This is a genomic window from Nocardiopsis endophytica, assembly GCF_027706725.1.
GTDB lineage: Bacteria > Actinomycetota > Actinomycetes > Streptosporangiales > Streptosporangiaceae > Nocardiopsis_A > Nocardiopsis_A endophytica.
Genome location: NZ_JAQFWQ010000057.1, coordinates 1 through 14,662, shown reverse-complemented (window position 1 = coordinate 14,662; position 14,662 = coordinate 1). Strand labels below are relative to the sequence as shown.

Here is a 14,662-nt window from a genome sequence, read left to right as displayed (position 1 = left end):
GCCATGGGACTTCTACTTCTCATTCTCGGAATCGTCCTCATCGTCGCCGGCGTCTTCGCCCTCATCCGGGGACAGCTCCTGTGGGGCGCCGTCCTCGTCATCGTCGGCCTGGTCGTCGCACCCAGCAACCTCGTCCTCGGCCTGTGAGCGGCTCACATCCAGTCGCGCACCTTGAAGACCACATAGAGCGTGACGCTGATCCCCAGCATCAGCACCAGCGCCAGGGGATAACCGAAGATCCAGTGCAGCTCCGGCATGTGCGTGAAATTCATTCCGTACACCGCCCCGACCAGGCTGGGCGCGAACAGGATCGCCGCCCACGCTGAGATCTTCTTGGTGTTCTCCCCCTGCTCATAGCTGGCCTCGGTCAGGCGGCGCATCTCCTCGTTCTGCCGCTGCGAGACCAGCGTGGCGTTCACCTGCAGGATGTCCTGGAGCATCTGCCGGAAGCCGTCCACGCGCTCGGCGACCGTCGTGGCGTGGTCGGCCACGTCGCGCAGGTGCCGGCGCAGTTCCTCATCGGTGCCGTAGCGGTCGAACCCCTCGGCCAGCCGCCTGAGCATGGACAGCAGCGGGCGCGTCGCGCGCTGGAACTCGATGACCTCGCGCGAGAGCTTGTAGATGCGCCGGGAGGCCGCTGGGTCCCCGTTGAACACCTGCGTCTCGATCTCGTCGATGTCGTTCTGCAGGCCCGCCACCACCGGCGCGTACCCGTCCACGACGGTGTCCATGATCGCGTACAGCACCGCCTCGGGGCCCAGCGCGAGCAGGTCCGGGTCGCCCTCCAGTCGGCGCCTGACCGCTGCCAGGTCGGGCGCCTCGGCGTGGCGCACCGTCAGTACGAAGCGCTGGCCCGTGAACACGTGCAGCTCGCCGAAGCGGACCTCTTCCGCCTCGTCGAGGTAGCGCGCCGCCTTGAGCACCACGAAGAGCGTCTGGCCGTAGCGCTCCAGCTTGGGCCGCTGGTGGGCGACGATCGCGTCCTCGACGGCCAGCTCGTGCAGACCGAACTCCTCGGCCACCACGACGAGCTGCGAGGCCGCGGGGCGGTACAGCCCCACCCAGGCCATGGCGCCCGGCTCGGCGTAGGTCTGGCGGTGCAGCTCGGCCAGGTCGGAGAGGTCCTCGGGCCCCTGGCCCCGCTTGCCGTCGACGTAGATGGCGGCATCGATGACGCTCTGCCGCAGCGGCGGGGCCTCCCGCTCGTCCTCGGCCCGGGGGTCCATGGAGTACTCGGGCGCCTCGCTCGGCACCTCACGGCGTTCCTGGCGCCGGGTGCCGCGGAGTCCCGGAAGCCAGCCCAACGGTCGGCGCTGCGGCATGGCGACCACCCCCCGGTCCCTCACAGTAACCGGACGGCCGGTGTGCCCCCGCACGCCGCGCCCGCGGAACACGTTTGCCTCACCGGGTCCGGCGGTGGTGCCATGGAGCCATGTCCCCACCACCCGCAATTCCGGTCCGGCACGCGCGCCCGGACGACGCCGAGCTGATCGAAGAGATCAGGGTCGCCGGTTGGAAGGCCGCCTATCGCGGCCTCATGCCGGACGAGTTCCTGGACGCCCTGACACCCGATCACGGACGGCGCGCCGCGCAGCTGGACGACCCCATGGGGACCGACCTCGTCGCCGACGTGGACGGGCGCGTCACGGGGTGGCTCAGCTACGGGCCCGCCCGCGACGGCGACGCCCCGCCCGGGGCGAACGAGGTCTACGCCTGCTATGTCGCCCCGGAGGCGTGGCGCGGAGGCGTCGGCCGCGCCCTCCTGGAAACGGCCCTCGCCCACCTGGACGGGGATCCCGCGCTGCTGTGGGTACTGAAGGGGAATCGGCGCGCCATCGGTTTCTACGCCGCCTTCGGATTCCACCCGGACGGCGCCGAGCGCGCGCTGGAACGGCGGGGGGCAGCGGACGGCACGGCGGGGCAGGGCATCCTCGAAGTGCGCTGCCGCCGCGAACCGGAAGGACGGGTCCGATGAGCGAAGCACTGTTCGAGGCCGGACCGGTCGAGGTCGCCCCCGGGGCGGTGCACGTCCCCGGGTGGCTGCGCCCGGACGCCCAGGCCGAGCTGGTGGACCTGTGCCGGCGCTGGTCGCGCGGCCCCGGCGGCATGCTGCGCCACCGCATGCCGCGCGGCGGCGAGATGAGCGTCCGCATGACGTCGCTCGGGTGGTTCTGGCGGCCCTACGCCTACAGCAGGAGCCTGCCCGGCGGCGAGGCGGTGCGCCCCTTCCCGCGCATCCTCGGGGAACTGGCGCACGACGGTGTCGCCGCCGCCTATGGGTCTCCCCCTCCCGAGGAGGCGCCCGAGTACGACGTGGCCCTGGTGAACTTCTACGACGCCGACGCCAGGATGGGCATGCACCAGGACCGCGAGGAGGAGGCGGACGCCCCGGTGGTGTCGCTGAGCCTGGGCGACGCGTGCGTCTTCCGCTTCGGCAACACCGAGAACCGCAACCGCCCCTACACCGATGTCGTCCTGCGCAGCGGAGACCTGTTCGTCTTCGGCGGGCCCTCGCGCATGGCCTATCACGGCGTCCCCCGCACCATGCCCGGAACGGGCCCCACGGAGCTGGGGCTTGACGGACGGCTGAACATCACCATCCGCGCATCGGGGCTCGCCTGAGCGCCCCCGGTTCACTCCTCGGCGGCCGCCAGTCCGTACCGGGTCTGGCGGACCAGGAGGTCGACGACGTCGCTCAGGCGCCCCCGCCGGGCGTAGGCCGCGCGCTGCCGGCACGCCCCCGACCCCACGGCGATGACCCGTTCGAGGAGTGCGGCGGCCGATTCCGCCTCTCCCGCGGCGGCGAGCGCGGGCTCGGCATGGGCGAACATCCGCTCCACCATGGCGCGCGCGGGCTCCGACTCCCCGGTCGCGGGGTCGAACGCCTCCCCTTCGAGGCCGTCCCGGGCCGCCCGCCACAGGGCCAGGCGCAGGGGGCGGTCGGCGGGCCCAGGCGACGGCGCCGGGACCCCCGCGAGCCCGCGCACCAGCACGGCCGCGAGTACCGCCTCCTCCGCGGTGGCGGCCACGTCGCCCACCCTCACCTCCGCGGTCGGCAGTTCCGGGGCCGGCCGCACGTCCCAATAGACCATGCGCCGGTCCAGGGCCGCACCGGAGGCGGTCAGCTCCTGGACCGCGCGCCCGTACTGGGCCGAGGAGTCCATCCGGGGCGGGGGCCCAGCCGAGGGCAGCCACCCCCAGGACACGCGCCGCCAGCTCGCGTGGCCGGTGTCGCGGCCGCGCAGGAACGGCGAGTTGGCGGTGAGCGCGAGCAGGGCGGGGAGCCAGGGCCGCAGCCGGTTGACGGCCTCCAGCACGGCGGCGGTGCCGTTCGCGCCCACGTGCACGTGGCACCCGCACACCGCGTGCGAGTCGCGCAGCGCGCCGAACTCGTCGGCGATGGCGCGGTAGCGCGGCCCCCGGGTGAGCGGGGCTGCGGCGACGTCGCCGAGGACGGCCGTGCCGGTGGCGGCCACGGCCAGGGAGCAATCGGCGGCGGCGTCGGCCAGCTCGGCCCGGGCCCTCGCCAGTCCCCGCGCCATCTCCTCGGCGGTGCGGCACACCGGCCCCGAGGCCTCGACCTGGAAGCGGGTCATCTCCGCTCCCAAGCGCGCTCCGGACTGCGGGCGGTCGGCGAACCGGGCGCGGACGGCTTCGAGGACGTCCCCCGCGCGCGGGGCGACCAGGCGGGAGTCGGGGTCGACGACGAAGAACTCCTCTTCCTGCCCGAAGGTCGGGAGCGTCGCGGGCACGGGCGGCTGGGGGCCGGAGATGGCGGCGGCTCCGACTGAGGGCGGGTGGGGCGGGGTCCGGTCGGTGTGGCTCATTCGGCGCCTCGTTTCGACAGGCCCGGGGGGCGGACGCGCGGCGCTCGGCGCCCGGTTCGTTCGGTCCGGAGTGATACCCGCACCGCCGCCCCGCCGACCGCTCCCGAGGGGCCCGGATCCCCGGCTCACTTGCGCACGAGGTCCCTGATGTTGACGAACAGCAGGATCGCCACCACGATCCCGGTCGGCACCAGGACGGCGATGCGCCAGTTCCAGATGAACGCCACGATGATGCCCGCGATCACGGCCGCCACCAGGGCCAGGATCGCCACCCCCGTCAGGAACGACCACAGCTTGCGCCGGGCGAACGCGTCGATGGTGGCGAAGGCGAGCACGATGCCGATCATCGCCGGCATCACGTTGCTCCCCGGGAGGAAGTACAGGCTGGCCCCCAGGGCGATGATCAGCAGCGGCGTGCTGAGCGTGGCCCAGATGTTCAGGAACCGCGACGGGCGCTGCCCGCCGGAGGAGAAGGGCATGTGCGGGGCGCGCAGGTGCTCGGTGGGCCCCAGGGCGAGGGGGCGGTCCGAGGCCAGGGCCTCCTGGTGCTCCTCCACCTCGTCCCTCATCAGCACGCGCTCGCGGTAGAGCGCCGCCAGCTCGCGCTCCTGCTCGGCGATCTGCTCGCCGTACTCCGACGCCCGCTCCCGCGAGTGCGCGTCGCGCTTGAGGACCACGCGCGCGGCCGACAGGCGGCGCAGGCGGTCGCGGCGCTCGGCGATCTCCTCGTCGGCCTTGGAGATCCGCTCCTCCAGGTCGGCGATGTGCTCCTGGAGGCCGGCCCGGGCCGCTTCGTCGGTGGCGGACACCTTCTGCAGGCCCACCCACTCCAGCGGGTCGGACCAGGACCGGCGCACGTTCCCGTCGCGCTCGTACCGGGGGCCGCTGGGCGCGCGCTCACCGTCGAAGAAGTCGCGGGTGTCGCGCCCCCACAGCCCGCGGAAGCCGCGCACCCACGGGGTGTCGTCGTCGATGAGCACCGGCCGCCACTCGCGGTCGCCGCCGGGGCCCACGGCGATGCCGTCGCCGCGCGCGTAGTCGACGAACGGGACGCCGATGCCGTGCCGCATGCCGGCGCTGCCGGGGAACAGCCGCTCGGTGATGCGGCGCCACAGCCGCACCACGCCCCGCAGCACGGCCGGGTCGACCTGGATGAGGTAGTCCCCGGGGAGCAGCTGGTGCGAGTGGGACCCGGCGCCGGGGTAGACCACCGGGTGGTCGTTGATGCGGTGCAGCGACGGGTCGTCCCAGGAGCGGCGCAGGTCGTCGCCCCGGTACTCGTGGGAGGAGGCCCCCACCCACAGCGGGCGGGTGCTCCCGTCGGGCTCCTCCACCACGTAGACCATGACCTTTTCCCAGTCGGCCTCGTGGTCGTTGACGCCCCCGTAGATGGAGCGCCAGTCGTTCATGGCGTAGAAGAACCAGTACTGCAGCGCGATGTAGCCGCCCTCGCGGACGACGCGGCCGTAGTACACGGCGCCGCCGTCGTCGACCCGGTCACGGTAGCGGGTGGCGGCCGCGGCGGCCACGCCGCCGGGGACGGCGCCGCGGATCAGCAGCGAGAACTTGACCAGGACGTCGAGCAGGCGGCCGAGCACGCCGACGGCGGCCAGGCGCCCGTGCTTGGGGATGACCGGGCGCGTGGTGCGGCGGAACCGGCGCGCCTCGGCGCGCAGCGAGGCCTCCTGGACGAACCTCAGGTGGGCCCAGCGCCCGGGGAACTCCCGGTCCGCGCCGGCCAGCCGGTCGAGGTCGAGCTCGCCCGCGGGGACGACCTCGCGTTCCTTGCCGCCCTCCTCCACCCAGAGGCTGCAGGCCTCGACGTAGGGGCGCACGTCCGTGGGAAAGAACAGCTCGCCTCTGGTGTACCGGAGCACGGGCTCGTACCGGCGCAGCAGTTCCAGGTCTGATTCTTTGCTCATGGTCGGATCCGACATTAGTGGATCGTGGAACCTCCGTATTCCCACCCGTCACCGCCCGAGCACGCCCGGGGCGGGCGTTTCCCCCCGCTCCCGGGGAGGCGTAGCGTTGGGTGCCATGGAGCAGGACACGATCGCGGAGCTGGCGGAGTCGGTGCACGACGAGTCGCCGATGGTCGCGCTGATGGCCACCGTCAAGCTGCGCGACGAGGTGGAGCGCCTGCTGACGCTGCACGTCCGGCGTGCGCGCGCGCAGGGCGCCACCTGGTCGGAGATCGCGATGATCCTCGGCATCAGCAAGCAGGCGGTGCATAAGAAGTACGGCGGGAAGCGCCGCGAGCCCTGAGGCGCTCCCCGGAGTCCGCGGCGGGCACGGGCTGCGGCGTGCGGTCGCCCCTCGCGGCACCGGCGCCCGCGGCCACCACCAGCATCATCCCGGCGACCTGCCCCCAGCCCGGCACCTGGTGGATCAGCACCAGGCCCATGACCAGGCTGACGGCGGGCTCCAGCGCGGCGAAGACGCTGAAGGCGGCCCGGCTCATCCGCTGCAGCGCCACCATCTCCAGCAGGAACGGCACGATGGGGAAGAGCAGGGCGATCCCCAGCACCGCCAGCAGCGCCCCCGGGGAGGGGTCGGCCAGCGCGGCGGGCGCGCCGAAGGGGGCGGTGACCACCGCGCCGACCGCCATGGACAGGGCCAGGGCGTGCACGGGCCGGAAGCTCCCGCCGACCTTCTGGGTGAGGACGATGTACAGCGCGACCGTGACCGCCCCGGCCAGGCCGAACGCGATGCCGACCGGGTCGGTGCCGCCGGTCCAGGGGCGGGTGAGCAGGGCCACCCCGGCCACCGCCGCGGCGATCCACACCAGCTCGGCCCTGCGGCGCATCGCCACCACGGCCACCACCAGGGGGCCGAGGAACTCCAGGGCGGTGGCGGTGCCGAGCGGGATGCGGGCCGTGGCCTCGGAGTAGAAGGCCATCATCCCCGCGCTCACTGTGCCCAGGATCACCACCGATCCCAGCTCACGGCGGCCCGCGCGGCGCACGGCGGTCCACAGCGACGGCCCCGACAGCACCACCAGCAGCGCCGCGGCGAACGTCAGCCGCAGCCACGTCACGCCCAGCGAGCCCATCCGGTCGAACAGGTGCACCGCCAGCGCACTGCCGGTGTGCAGGGTGAACATGCCGAACAGCACCAGCAGGGGCGCGGGGGTCCGCGCGCCCGCGGCGCGCACTCGGGTGAGGAGGGAGATGATCACCCGACCATTGGACCCACGCCCTTTGTTTCTGTCCACGGAGCACAGGCGAATGGACCGTGTACTTTTACGACATGGACCTGACACGGCTGCGCCTGCTCGTGGAGCTGCAGCGGCTGGGCACGATGGCCGCCGTCGGCGAGGTCGCCGGCATGGGCACCTCCGCGGTCTCCAAGCACTTCGCGGTGCTGGAGAAGGAGGTGGGGGTGGCGCTGCTGGCCCCGGACGGGCGCCGGGTGCGCCTGACCCCGGCCGGGCACCGGCTGGCCGCCTACGCGGTGGACATCCTGGCCCGGGTGGAGGAGGCCGAGGCCGAGCTGGCCGGGACGGGCGAGCCGGCCGGGCGCGTGGACCTGGCCACCTTCATCAGCGTCACCACGCCCATCGTGCTGCCCGCGCTGGGCCGCCTGGAGGCCGACCACCCGGGCGTGGACGTGCGCATCATCGAGCACGAGCCGGACGAGGCGCTGGCCCTGCTCCAGGACGGCGGCGCGGACCTGGCCCTGGTCTACGAGTACAGCCTGGTCCCCCGGCGCTTCCCCGAGTCGCTGACGCTGCACCTGATCGGCACCGAGCCGCTGCTGCTCTCCCAGCCCTCCTCCGACCCCGGCGCGGACAGCCGCCCGCTCACCCGGCGGCGGCTGCGGGGGCTGTCGGAGGCGCGCTGGATCGCCAACTCGCGCGGGAGCGACGAGGACGAGCTGGTCGGGCGGCTGTGCGCGTCGGCCGGGTTCGCCCCGCGCATCCGGCACCGGGTGGACAACCTCGAGGTGGTGGAGCGCTTCGTGGCGGCGGGGCAGGCGGTCGGGGTGATGCCCAAGCTCGCGGCGGCCACCCGGCGCGGCGTGGTGCACTCGCCGCTGGGCGACCTGGGCGGGAACCGCCGGGTGTACCTGGCGGGGCGCACCGGCGCGTGGGCCTGGGCGCCGATCCGGCTGGTGGCGCGGCGCCTGCACGAGGCGGCCGGCGACGTCCTGGACGGGGTGGGGCCGCTGCCCGCCGAACTGGCCGCCCCCGCGCGCGGGCAGGGCGGCGCCGGAAGCCCTTAGGGCTCCGCGACGGCCGTGCGCTCGGTCCCGACCGACATCATCGGGCCCACCGCGGGGACCGGGACCTTGCTCGCGGCCTCGCGGATCGCGCTGAGCAGCGGCTCGGGCGACGCGCCCGCGCGGGTCAGGGCGATGATGTGGCGCCGGGCCGTGTTGCGGACGGTGCGCACGACCACGTTGGGCGAGGCCAGGCCGGTCCACCCCATCCGGGGCATCAGCGCGACCCCCAGACCGGCCTGCACCAGCGCCATCACCGCGCTGAACTCGTCCACGGTGTGCACGATGCGCGGCTGGAACCCGGCCTGGTTGCAGGCGGCGGTGACGCAGTCGTACCAGGCGGTGCCCGGCGCCGACATGATCCAGTCGACGTCGGCCAGGTCGGAGGCCAGCTCCAGGTCGGAGCGGGAGGCCAGCGGGTGGTGGTAGGGCAGCACCGCGTCGAAGGGCTCCACCATGATCGGGTCCATGCGGAACTCCGGGGAGCCGCTGTGCGGCAGGTGCACCGAGGACATGGTGACGGCCAGGTCCAGGGAGCCGGTGCTGAGCAGCTCGGTGCTCTCCTCGGGCTCGGCCTGGACGATCTCGAAGCGCCAGCCCGGGTGGGTGCGGCCCAGCGCCGCCACGGCCGGGGCCAGCAGGTCGGAGATGCCGGTGGAGAAGGACCCGGTGCGGGCCACGCCCACCCCGCCTTCGGCGTAGGCGGCCAGGTCGGCCTCGGCGCTCTCCATCTCGGCGAAGATGACGTCGGCGTGCTCCAGCAGCACCCGCCCGGCGCCGGTGAGCAGGAAGCGGCGCCCGCGCCGCTCGACCAGCGCGGCGCCCGGCTCCTTGGCCAGGGCCGCCAGCTGCTGCGAGACGGCGGAGGGGGTGACGTTGAGTGCCTCTGCGGTGGCCGCCACGGTGCGGTGTTTGGACAGCGCCTGCAGCAGCTGCAATCGCCGGACGTCGATCATGATCCTTAATCTAGGCGAGACCGGAACGCGTTCCGGCCATCCCGGGCGCCCGGAAGGGTGATCCGTTCCACGCGCCCGGCGGAGCGTCCGTGTCACCGGCACCGGCGGCGGTGTCCCCGGGCGTCCCGCGCGCCGCCGGTGACGAGGAACTCATCCCTCCCGCGCGCTCCGATTGGCGGCGTCGACGCGTTCGAGGTCGGCGACGATGCGATCCGTCACCGGCGTTTCGACCCCCGACTCCCGCGCGGCGCGCAGGAAGGCGCCGCCGAGGGCGTCGACCTCCATCGGCCGGCCCGCCTCGCGGTCGCGCAGCATCGAGGGCTTGGTGTCGGGAGGGATGGAGTCGACCGCGCGCGCGATGTGGTCGGAGTCCAGGGCGACCCCGATGCGGGCGGCGGCCTTCTCCACCTCCCCTGCGACCCCCAGCAGGTCGGCGCGGCGCCCGCCGGCGCGCACGCCGCCGATGGCGGACTCGGCGTGCGTGCACACCAGGGCGGTCGGCAGCAGGAAGTGCATCTTCCTCCAGAGGACCTCGTCCTCGGTGCCCTGGGCGCTCATCGTGAGCCCGGCGGCCTGGATCGCTCCGGCGAACGCGGCGGCGCGTGGGCCGGGGTCGGGATCGGAGGCGATCGCGAAGGCGGCGAAAGGGCTGGACTGGACGATGTGCCCGGGCGCGACGCGGGTCGACTCCACCCTGATGGCCGCGCCGACCGTCGTGGCGTCGGGGAACCGTCTGCGGAGCGTCCGCATGTGCTCGAAGCCGTTGAGCAGCGGGACGATGAGGGCGCCGCGCACGTGCTCGGCGGGGATGCGGTCCAGGGCGTCGTCGAGGGCGGTGGCCTTGCAGCCGACGACGAGGACGTCGGCGGGCTCCTGCAGGCGCGGGGCGGCGGGGGTACGGACGGTGAAGTCGCCGAAGGCCGCGGAGTCGACGCGCAGCCCGTTCTCGCGGATGCGCTCGGCCGTGGACTCGGTGGCCACCACCGTCACATCGTGCCCGTCGCGGTGGAGGAGTCCGGCCAGCAGGCCGCCCACGCCTCCGGGGGACAGCACCGCGATGCGGCCCGGCCCCTCGGCGCCGTTCCACTCGGGGGCGTCCGCGTGCTCCCGGTCCCCGTCGGCCGTCCGGTCCTGGTTCACCATGGTGGCTCCTTCCGTCGGGGCTCGGTTGTCCGAACCCCTCATATCTTCCAAAACGGGCCCCGGGTGCGCGCCATGGGCTTCCGCCTTGCGGCCGGCCCGCGTGCCGACCCGCCCCGCCCCGGGCACCCTCAGGCCGTGTCGGCCTCGTCCCGCAGCAGGTCGGCGACGAGGCGCTCGGCCACCGGCACCTCCAGGCCCGCGGACCGGGCGGCGCGGATGAGCGCCCCGCCCAGGGAGTCGGTCTCCATCGGGCGGCCGGTCTCCCGGTCGAACAGGAGCGAGGGGCGGGTGTGCGCGGGGCGCTCGGCGATGGTGCGCCGCACGGCGTCCGCGTCGACGGGCACCCCTCGGGCGGCGGCGACGCGCACGACCTCCTCCAGCACCGCATCCATGTCGGCACGGCGCTCTTCGCGCGCGCGGCCGATCGGCATCAGCGCGTGGGCGCACACCAGGGCGGTGGGCAGGAGGAAGGCGTACTTGTCCCACAGGACGCGGTCGCCGTCCTCAACGACGTCCACCTGGACACCGGCGTTGCGCAGGACCTCGGCGAGCGCGCGTGCCCCCTCGCCCGCGATCTCCATACGGTTGTAGGGGCTGGTGTGCCGGATGGCCCCGGGGGCGTCCCGGGAGGCGCCGACGTGGATCGCGGCGGGGAGGACGCGGGCGCCGGGGTACCGGTCGCGCAGGATCTCCACGTGCTCGAAGCCGTTGAGCAGGGGGACGATGAGGGCGCCGTGCACGTGCTCGGCGGGGACCCGGTCCAGGGCGTCGCGCAGGCCGGTGCCCTTCGTCGTCACGAAGAGGGCGTCGGTGGGCTCGGCCAGCTCCTGGGCCGCGTCGGGCCGGGCGGTGAAGTCGCCGTAGACGGGCGAGCCGACCGACAGGCCGGCGTCGGCGATGCGCGTGGCGGTCCCCTCGGTGGCCAGCACGCGGGTGCGCTCGCCCGCACGCGCCAGCAGGGCGGCGAGGAGGCCGCCGACACCCCCGGGCCCCAAAATCGTAAAATCCTTCAATTCTTCTGACTTCGGCACGTCACACCGTCCTTTTCTTCGTGTCGGACACTTGTCCCACCGGGCATGCACGTAGTGTCAGGAACACAGCTCAACCCCGTAGGGGATGCGGCCCACTACGGGGAGAGGGCGCGCCGATGCGGGTGGAACGGGTGGGAAGAACATGCAAACTTCGTTGGCTGCCAAAACGACGACGCCTACCGAGGGCCACATGCGGTTCCGCTACCTGGGGACCGACGACGTCGAGGAGCTCGCGGACCTGTGGAGCGTGGTGCACGAGCGGCACACCTCCGTCGCCCCCGCCCTGCAGGACGTGATCGCGTCGCTCGGGGCGGACGAGGCCTGGCGGCGCCGCCGCGCGCAGTACCGGAACTGGCTGACCGAGCCGTCGGCGCTGGCGGTGCTCGCCGAGCGCGGCGGGGTGCCGGTCGGGTACGCGATGGTGACCGTGCGGGAGAACCCGCAGGGCAGCTGGGACCGCGGTGAGCGCGTCGCGGTGGTGCAGACCCTGGCGATCCACCCCGAGGCCGAGGGCACGGGCGTGGGGTCGGGCCTGCTCGACGAGATCCGGCTCCAGGTGGCCGCGCAGGGCGTGCGGGACATCGAACTGTCCGCGCTCGCCGGCAGCTCCGAGGACATCCGCTTCTTCGAGCGCGAGGGCTTCCGCCCCTTCGTGACCACGATGGTCTGCCGCATCGGCGGCACGGGGGCACTGGACTGAACGCACGGAGCGCAACGTTACGCAGGGGCGCCATCCGCCGGCCGGGCGGGTGGCGCCCTTCGCCGTGCACGGCCCCTTCACTCCGCCGGGACACGCATGGTACAACTAAGCACTAGTACATAAATATATTTGAACCATGCAAAGGTGCCCCGATGGACGACGCCCCCGCCTACTCGCCGACGCCCCGGACCCGGGCCACGCGCAACCGCGACCGGGTGCGGTACGACGCCGCGACCGTGCACGCGATCCTCGATGAGGGGCGCCTGTGCCACCTGGGGTTCGTCGCCGACGGCGCGCCGGTGGTGCTGCCGACCCTGTACGCCCGCGTGGGCGGGGTGCTGTACCTGCACGGCTCCACGGGCGCCGCGGCCATGCGGGCGGCGCGGGACGGCGGCCTGGAGGTGTGCGCGACCGTCACGCTCACCGACGGCCTGGTCCTGGCCCGCTCGGGGATGCACCACTCGGTCAACTACCGCTCGGTGGTCGTGCGCGGGACCGCCCGCCGCGTGAGCGACGAGGCCGAGCAGCGGTCGGCGCTGGACGCGATCGTCGACGCCGTGGTGCCGGGGCGCTCGGCCGACTGCCGCCCCGCCGACGCCAAGGAGCTGGCCCAGACGGCGGTACTGCGGCTGGAACTCCGGGAGGTGTCGGCGAAGGTGCGCACGGGCGGGGTCAACGAGGAGCCCGAGGACCTGGACCTGCCGCACTGGGCGGGCGTGGTGCCGGTGACCGAGACGATCGGCGCCCCGGAGCCGGACGCGGCGATGGCACCGGGGACGCCCCTGCCGGGGTACCTGCGCACGTTCACCGGCGCGTCGGACTGAAGGGGCCCAGGGCGGCCCACCGGTCGGCCGCACGACGCTCCGCCCGCGCGCGCCGCCTCCACCTCGACGAGCCGCCCGGCCGCACACCGCCTTCGCGCCGCCCGCGCGCACGCACCGCCCGTCGCCCGGCGAGCCGTTAGGCTCGTCGGGTGGCCGACGACGCGAACACCTGTAACTTCCCCGGATGCGACCGGCCGGTCCCGCGCAGCAGCTCCCCTGGGCGCCCGGCCCAGTACTGCGACCTGCCCGAGCACACGCGCTGGCGCGCCTGGAAGGAGCGCCAGCGCATGCAGCAGGAGGAGGAGCGCGCGCTGGAGGCCGCCGGGGACGGGCAGGCGCCCTCCTCGACGGGGGCGCAGCCGGCCGCCGTCGAGCCCGGCTCCCCTCCCCCGCAGGCCACCCCGGTGAGCGACGCCCGCCTCCGGGCGGACGACCTGCTGCGCCGGTTCGCCGTCCAGGCCGAGCAGCTCTCATCGACCCTGGCGTCGGCCACCGACGCCTTCCGCACGATGACCGACCCCGCGACGGCGGAGGCCCAGGTCGAGGCGGCCCGGTTGCACGCCGACCGGCGCGTCGCCGAAGCCGACGCCGCGCGTCTGGAGGCCGAGAACCGCAGGCGCGAGGCCGAACGGGAGCGGGTCCGCGCCGACGAGGCCGCGGCATCGGCGGTCGCGGCGGCCGGTGCGGCGGAGCGGATGGCCGACGCCGCCCTGCACCGGCGGGAGGAGGCCCTGGAAGAGGCCCGCATCGCGGGCGAGGAACGCGAGGCGGCCGTCGGGGAACGGGAGTCGGCCATTCGCGAGCGCGACGCCGCCCTCCACGAGCGCGACGCGCTGCGCGAGGAGCTCGACTCCGCCAGGGACGAGGCACGGCGACAGGTCCAGGAGGCCCAAGAGGAGGCGGCCCGACGAGTCGCCGAGGCCGAGCAGGAGGCGGCGCGGCGCGTGGAGGCGGCGCGCGCGGAGACGGCCCGGGTCGCCGAGGAGCGCGACCGCTCCGAGGAGGCCCGGCAGCACGCCGAAGAGGCTCGGCAACACGCCGATGAGGCCCGGCAGCACGCCGAAAACGGGCTCGCGACCGCGACGCGGGCGCGGGAGCAGGCCGAAGCCGACGCCGCCAAGGCGAAGGAGAGGGCCGCAGACCTGGAGCAGCGCCTCGGTGCGGAGCGGGAACGTGCGGCCACGACGGTGGAAGGGCTCAGGGCCCGGATCGACGAGGAGCGCGAGCGTTCCCGAGGCGAGCTGGAGGAGCAGCGCCGAGCCGCGGCAGAGGCACTGACCGAGGCCAAGCGCTCCGCCGAGGAGCGGTTGAGCGCCATGGAGGACGCCCGGTCCCAGGCCGTCCACCGCGCAGAACGGGCGGAGGCCCAACTCGACGAGGCGATGACCGAACTCCGCCGCCTACGCGAACGGACCGACGACCACGCCGCAGAGAGTCGCTAGAAACCAGAACAGGGGCCGGTCCCCTTCAAGGGCTTCAGGGGCCCCGACCGGGCGACGGGCCGCCGGGGAATAAAGCGGGAGAGCAGCGACGAGGACAGGCTGGCGGCCCTCCCCGCAGCATTGTCGGCCGCAGCGCGTGCGGGCGGTCACCGTGAAGAGCAGCGACGGAGCAAGCCGGGCGGTTCCCTGGCCCCACCAGCCGGGCGGCGGGCCCCTCGCGGTTCAGGTGGGCGGGCGGATCAGCAGGTCCCCCGCTTCAGGGGCCCCAGCCGGGTAGCAGGCCGCCGGAGTGTGGGGTGGAAGGCAGCGACGAGGCCAGGTCGGCGGCCCTGGTCGCAGCGTTGTCGACCGCAGCGCGTGTACGTGGTCGCCGTGGTTGGCGGCGACGGGGTGAGCGGGGTGGTTCCCCGGCCCTGCCTGCCGGGCAGCGGGCCTCCCGTGGTCCGGGAGAGCGGCGCGGTTCGGAGGGCGGGTGGTCGTCCGCGTTCGTGGCGGCCGCCGGGCCTGCCGGGCCCTTG

General features: G+C 74.3%; 15 protein-coding genes. 8 read left to right on the top strand and 7 right to left on the bottom strand.

From position 1 onward, the window contains the following. The first annotated feature begins 3 nt into the window (after window positions 1-3). Window positions 4-147 (top strand): GPGG-motif small membrane protein, encoded by a 144-nt coding sequence (locus O4J56_RS18890; RefSeq protein WP_270677671.1) that lies wholly within the window; start codon window positions 4-6, stop codon window positions 145-147. A 5-nt stretch (window positions 148-152) separates the two neighbouring features. On the opposite strand, the gene O4J56_RS18885 is transcribed toward O4J56_RS18890, so the two are convergent. Beyond that, on the bottom strand, window positions 153-1,322 hold the full coding sequence (locus O4J56_RS18885) for a magnesium and cobalt transport protein CorA (protein ID WP_270687373.1): 1,170 nt from the start codon (window positions 1,320-1,322) through the stop codon (window positions 153-155). A gap of 110 nt (window positions 1,323-1,432) precedes the next feature. On the opposite strand from O4J56_RS18885, the gene O4J56_RS18880 reads away from it, so the two are divergent. Both O4J56_RS18880 and O4J56_RS18875 read left to right on the top strand, forming a co-directional pair. Continuing rightward, the gene (locus O4J56_RS18880; RefSeq protein WP_270687372.1) at window positions 1,433-1,975 is read left to right on the top strand and encodes a GNAT family N-acetyltransferase; all 543 of its coding nucleotides are present in this window, start codon (window positions 1,433-1,435) and stop codon (window positions 1,973-1,975) included. Continuing rightward, entirely contained in the window at window positions 1,972-2,622 is a 651-nt protein-coding gene (locus O4J56_RS18875; protein ID WP_270687370.1) for an alpha-ketoglutarate-dependent dioxygenase AlkB family protein, read from the top strand. Before O4J56_RS18880 ends, O4J56_RS18875 begins: the two co-directional genes overlap by 4 nt. 11 nt (window positions 2,623-2,633) lie before the next feature. On the opposite strand, the gene O4J56_RS18870 is transcribed toward O4J56_RS18875, so the two are convergent. Next, window positions 2,634-3,827 carry a carboxylate-amine ligase gene (locus O4J56_RS18870; protein WP_270687369.1) on the bottom strand — a complete coding sequence of 398 codons (1,194 nt, stop codon included), beginning with the start codon at window positions 3,825-3,827 and terminating at the stop codon, window positions 2,634-2,636. A 125-nt stretch (window positions 3,828-3,952) separates the two neighbouring features. Further along, entirely contained in the window at window positions 3,953-5,749 is a 1,797-nt protein-coding gene (locus tag O4J56_RS18865; protein ID WP_270687367.1) for a hypothetical protein, read from the bottom strand. Window positions 5,750-5,864: 115 nt separating this feature from the next. On the opposite strand from O4J56_RS18865, the gene O4J56_RS18860 reads away from it, so the two are divergent. Continuing rightward, window positions 5,865-6,092, top strand: coding sequence for a hypothetical protein (locus O4J56_RS18860; protein ID WP_017624373.1), 228 nt, complete (start codon window positions 5,865-5,867; stop codon window positions 6,090-6,092). Here O4J56_RS18860 and O4J56_RS18855 read toward each other — a convergent pair. Continuing rightward, a complete protein-coding gene (locus O4J56_RS18855; protein WP_270687365.1) occupies window positions 6,040-7,005 on the bottom strand; it encodes an EamA family transporter in 966 nt (321 codons plus the stop codon). The genes O4J56_RS18860 and O4J56_RS18855 overlap by 53 nt on opposite strands. A gap of 71 nt (window positions 7,006-7,076) precedes the next feature. Here O4J56_RS18855 and O4J56_RS18850 point away from each other — a divergent pair, with 71 nt between their 5' ends. Then, the gene (locus tag O4J56_RS18850; RefSeq protein WP_270687364.1) at window positions 7,077-8,051 is read left to right on the top strand and encodes a LysR family transcriptional regulator; all 975 of its coding nucleotides are present in this window, start codon (window positions 7,077-7,079) and stop codon (window positions 8,049-8,051) included. Here O4J56_RS18850 and O4J56_RS18845 read toward each other — a convergent pair. The 3 genes from O4J56_RS18845 to O4J56_RS18835 form a co-directional block, all read right to left on the bottom strand. After that, window positions 8,048-9,004, bottom strand: coding sequence for a LysR family transcriptional regulator (locus tag O4J56_RS18845; protein ID WP_270687363.1), 957 nt, complete (start codon window positions 9,002-9,004; stop codon window positions 8,048-8,050). The genes O4J56_RS18850 and O4J56_RS18845 overlap by 4 nt on opposite strands. Window positions 9,005-9,154: 150 nt before the next feature. Continuing rightward, complete coding sequence (locus O4J56_RS18840; RefSeq protein WP_270687361.1) at window positions 9,155-10,147, bottom strand: ketopantoate reductase family protein; 993 nt, start codon at window positions 10,145-10,147, stop codon at window positions 9,155-9,157. A 128-nt stretch (window positions 10,148-10,275) separates the two neighbouring features. Then, a complete protein-coding gene (locus tag O4J56_RS18835) occupies window positions 10,276-11,142 on the bottom strand; it encodes a ketopantoate reductase family protein (protein ID WP_270687359.1) in 867 nt (288 codons plus the stop codon). Window positions 11,143-11,368: 226 nt separating this feature from the next. Between O4J56_RS18835 and O4J56_RS18830 the strand changes: the two genes are divergently transcribed. The 3 genes from O4J56_RS18830 to O4J56_RS18820 all read left to right on the top strand — a co-directional run bounded on the left by O4J56_RS18830 (window position 11,369) and on the right by O4J56_RS18820 (window position 14,144). Further along, window positions 11,369-11,878, top strand: a complete 510-nt coding sequence (locus tag O4J56_RS18830) for a GNAT family N-acetyltransferase (protein ID WP_270687358.1) — start codon at window positions 11,369-11,371, stop codon at window positions 11,876-11,878. A gap of 152 nt (window positions 11,879-12,030) precedes the next feature. Next, on the top strand, window positions 12,031-12,702 hold the full coding sequence (locus O4J56_RS18825) for a pyridoxamine 5'-phosphate oxidase family protein (protein ID WP_270687357.1): 672 nt from the start codon (window positions 12,031-12,033) through the stop codon (window positions 12,700-12,702). 149 nt (window positions 12,703-12,851) lie between these two features. Next, window positions 12,852-14,144, top strand: coding sequence for a coiled-coil domain-containing protein (locus tag O4J56_RS18820; RefSeq protein ID WP_270687355.1), 1,293 nt, complete (start codon window positions 12,852-12,854; stop codon window positions 14,142-14,144). Window positions 14,145-14,662: the final 518 nt, after the last annotated feature.

Bases quoted from the DNA above. Each gene is read 5' to 3' on its own strand.
- O4J56_RS18890 (WP_270677671.1), top strand. From the start codon at position 4: ATGGGACTTCTACTTCTCATTCTCGGAATCGTCCTCATCGTCGCCGGC.
- O4J56_RS18840 (WP_270687361.1), bottom strand. From the start codon at position 10,147: ATGGTGAACCAGGACCGGACGGCCGACGGGGACCGGGAGCACGCGGAC.
- O4J56_RS18870 (WP_270687369.1), bottom strand. From the start codon at position 3,827: ATGAGCCACACCGACCGGACCCCGCCCCACCCGCCCTCAGTCGGAGCC.
- O4J56_RS18875 (WP_270687370.1), top strand. From the start codon at position 1,972: ATGAGCGAAGCACTGTTCGAGGCCGGACCGGTCGAGGTCGCCCCCGGG.
- O4J56_RS18860 (WP_017624373.1), top strand. From the start codon at position 5,865: ATGGAGCAGGACACGATCGCGGAGCTGGCGGAGTCGGTGCACGACGAG.
- O4J56_RS18865 (WP_270687367.1), bottom strand. From the start codon at position 5,749: ATGAGCAAAGAATCAGACCTGGAACTGCTGCGCCGGTACGAGCCCGTG.
- O4J56_RS18845 (WP_270687363.1), bottom strand. From the start codon at position 9,004: ATGATCGACGTCCGGCGATTGCAGCTGCTGCAGGCGCTGTCCAAACAC.
- O4J56_RS18880 (WP_270687372.1), top strand. From the start codon at position 1,433: ATGTCCCCACCACCCGCAATTCCGGTCCGGCACGCGCGCCCGGACGAC.
- O4J56_RS18850 (WP_270687364.1), top strand. From the start codon at position 7,077: ATGGACCTGACACGGCTGCGCCTGCTCGTGGAGCTGCAGCGGCTGGGC.
- O4J56_RS18825 (WP_270687357.1), top strand. From the start codon at position 12,031: ATGGACGACGCCCCCGCCTACTCGCCGACGCCCCGGACCCGGGCCACG.
- O4J56_RS18830 (WP_270687358.1), top strand. From the start codon at position 11,369: ATGCGGTTCCGCTACCTGGGGACCGACGACGTCGAGGAGCTCGCGGAC.
- O4J56_RS18885 (WP_270687373.1), bottom strand. From the start codon at position 1,322: ATGCCGCAGCGCCGACCGTTGGGCTGGCTTCCGGGACTCCGCGGCACC.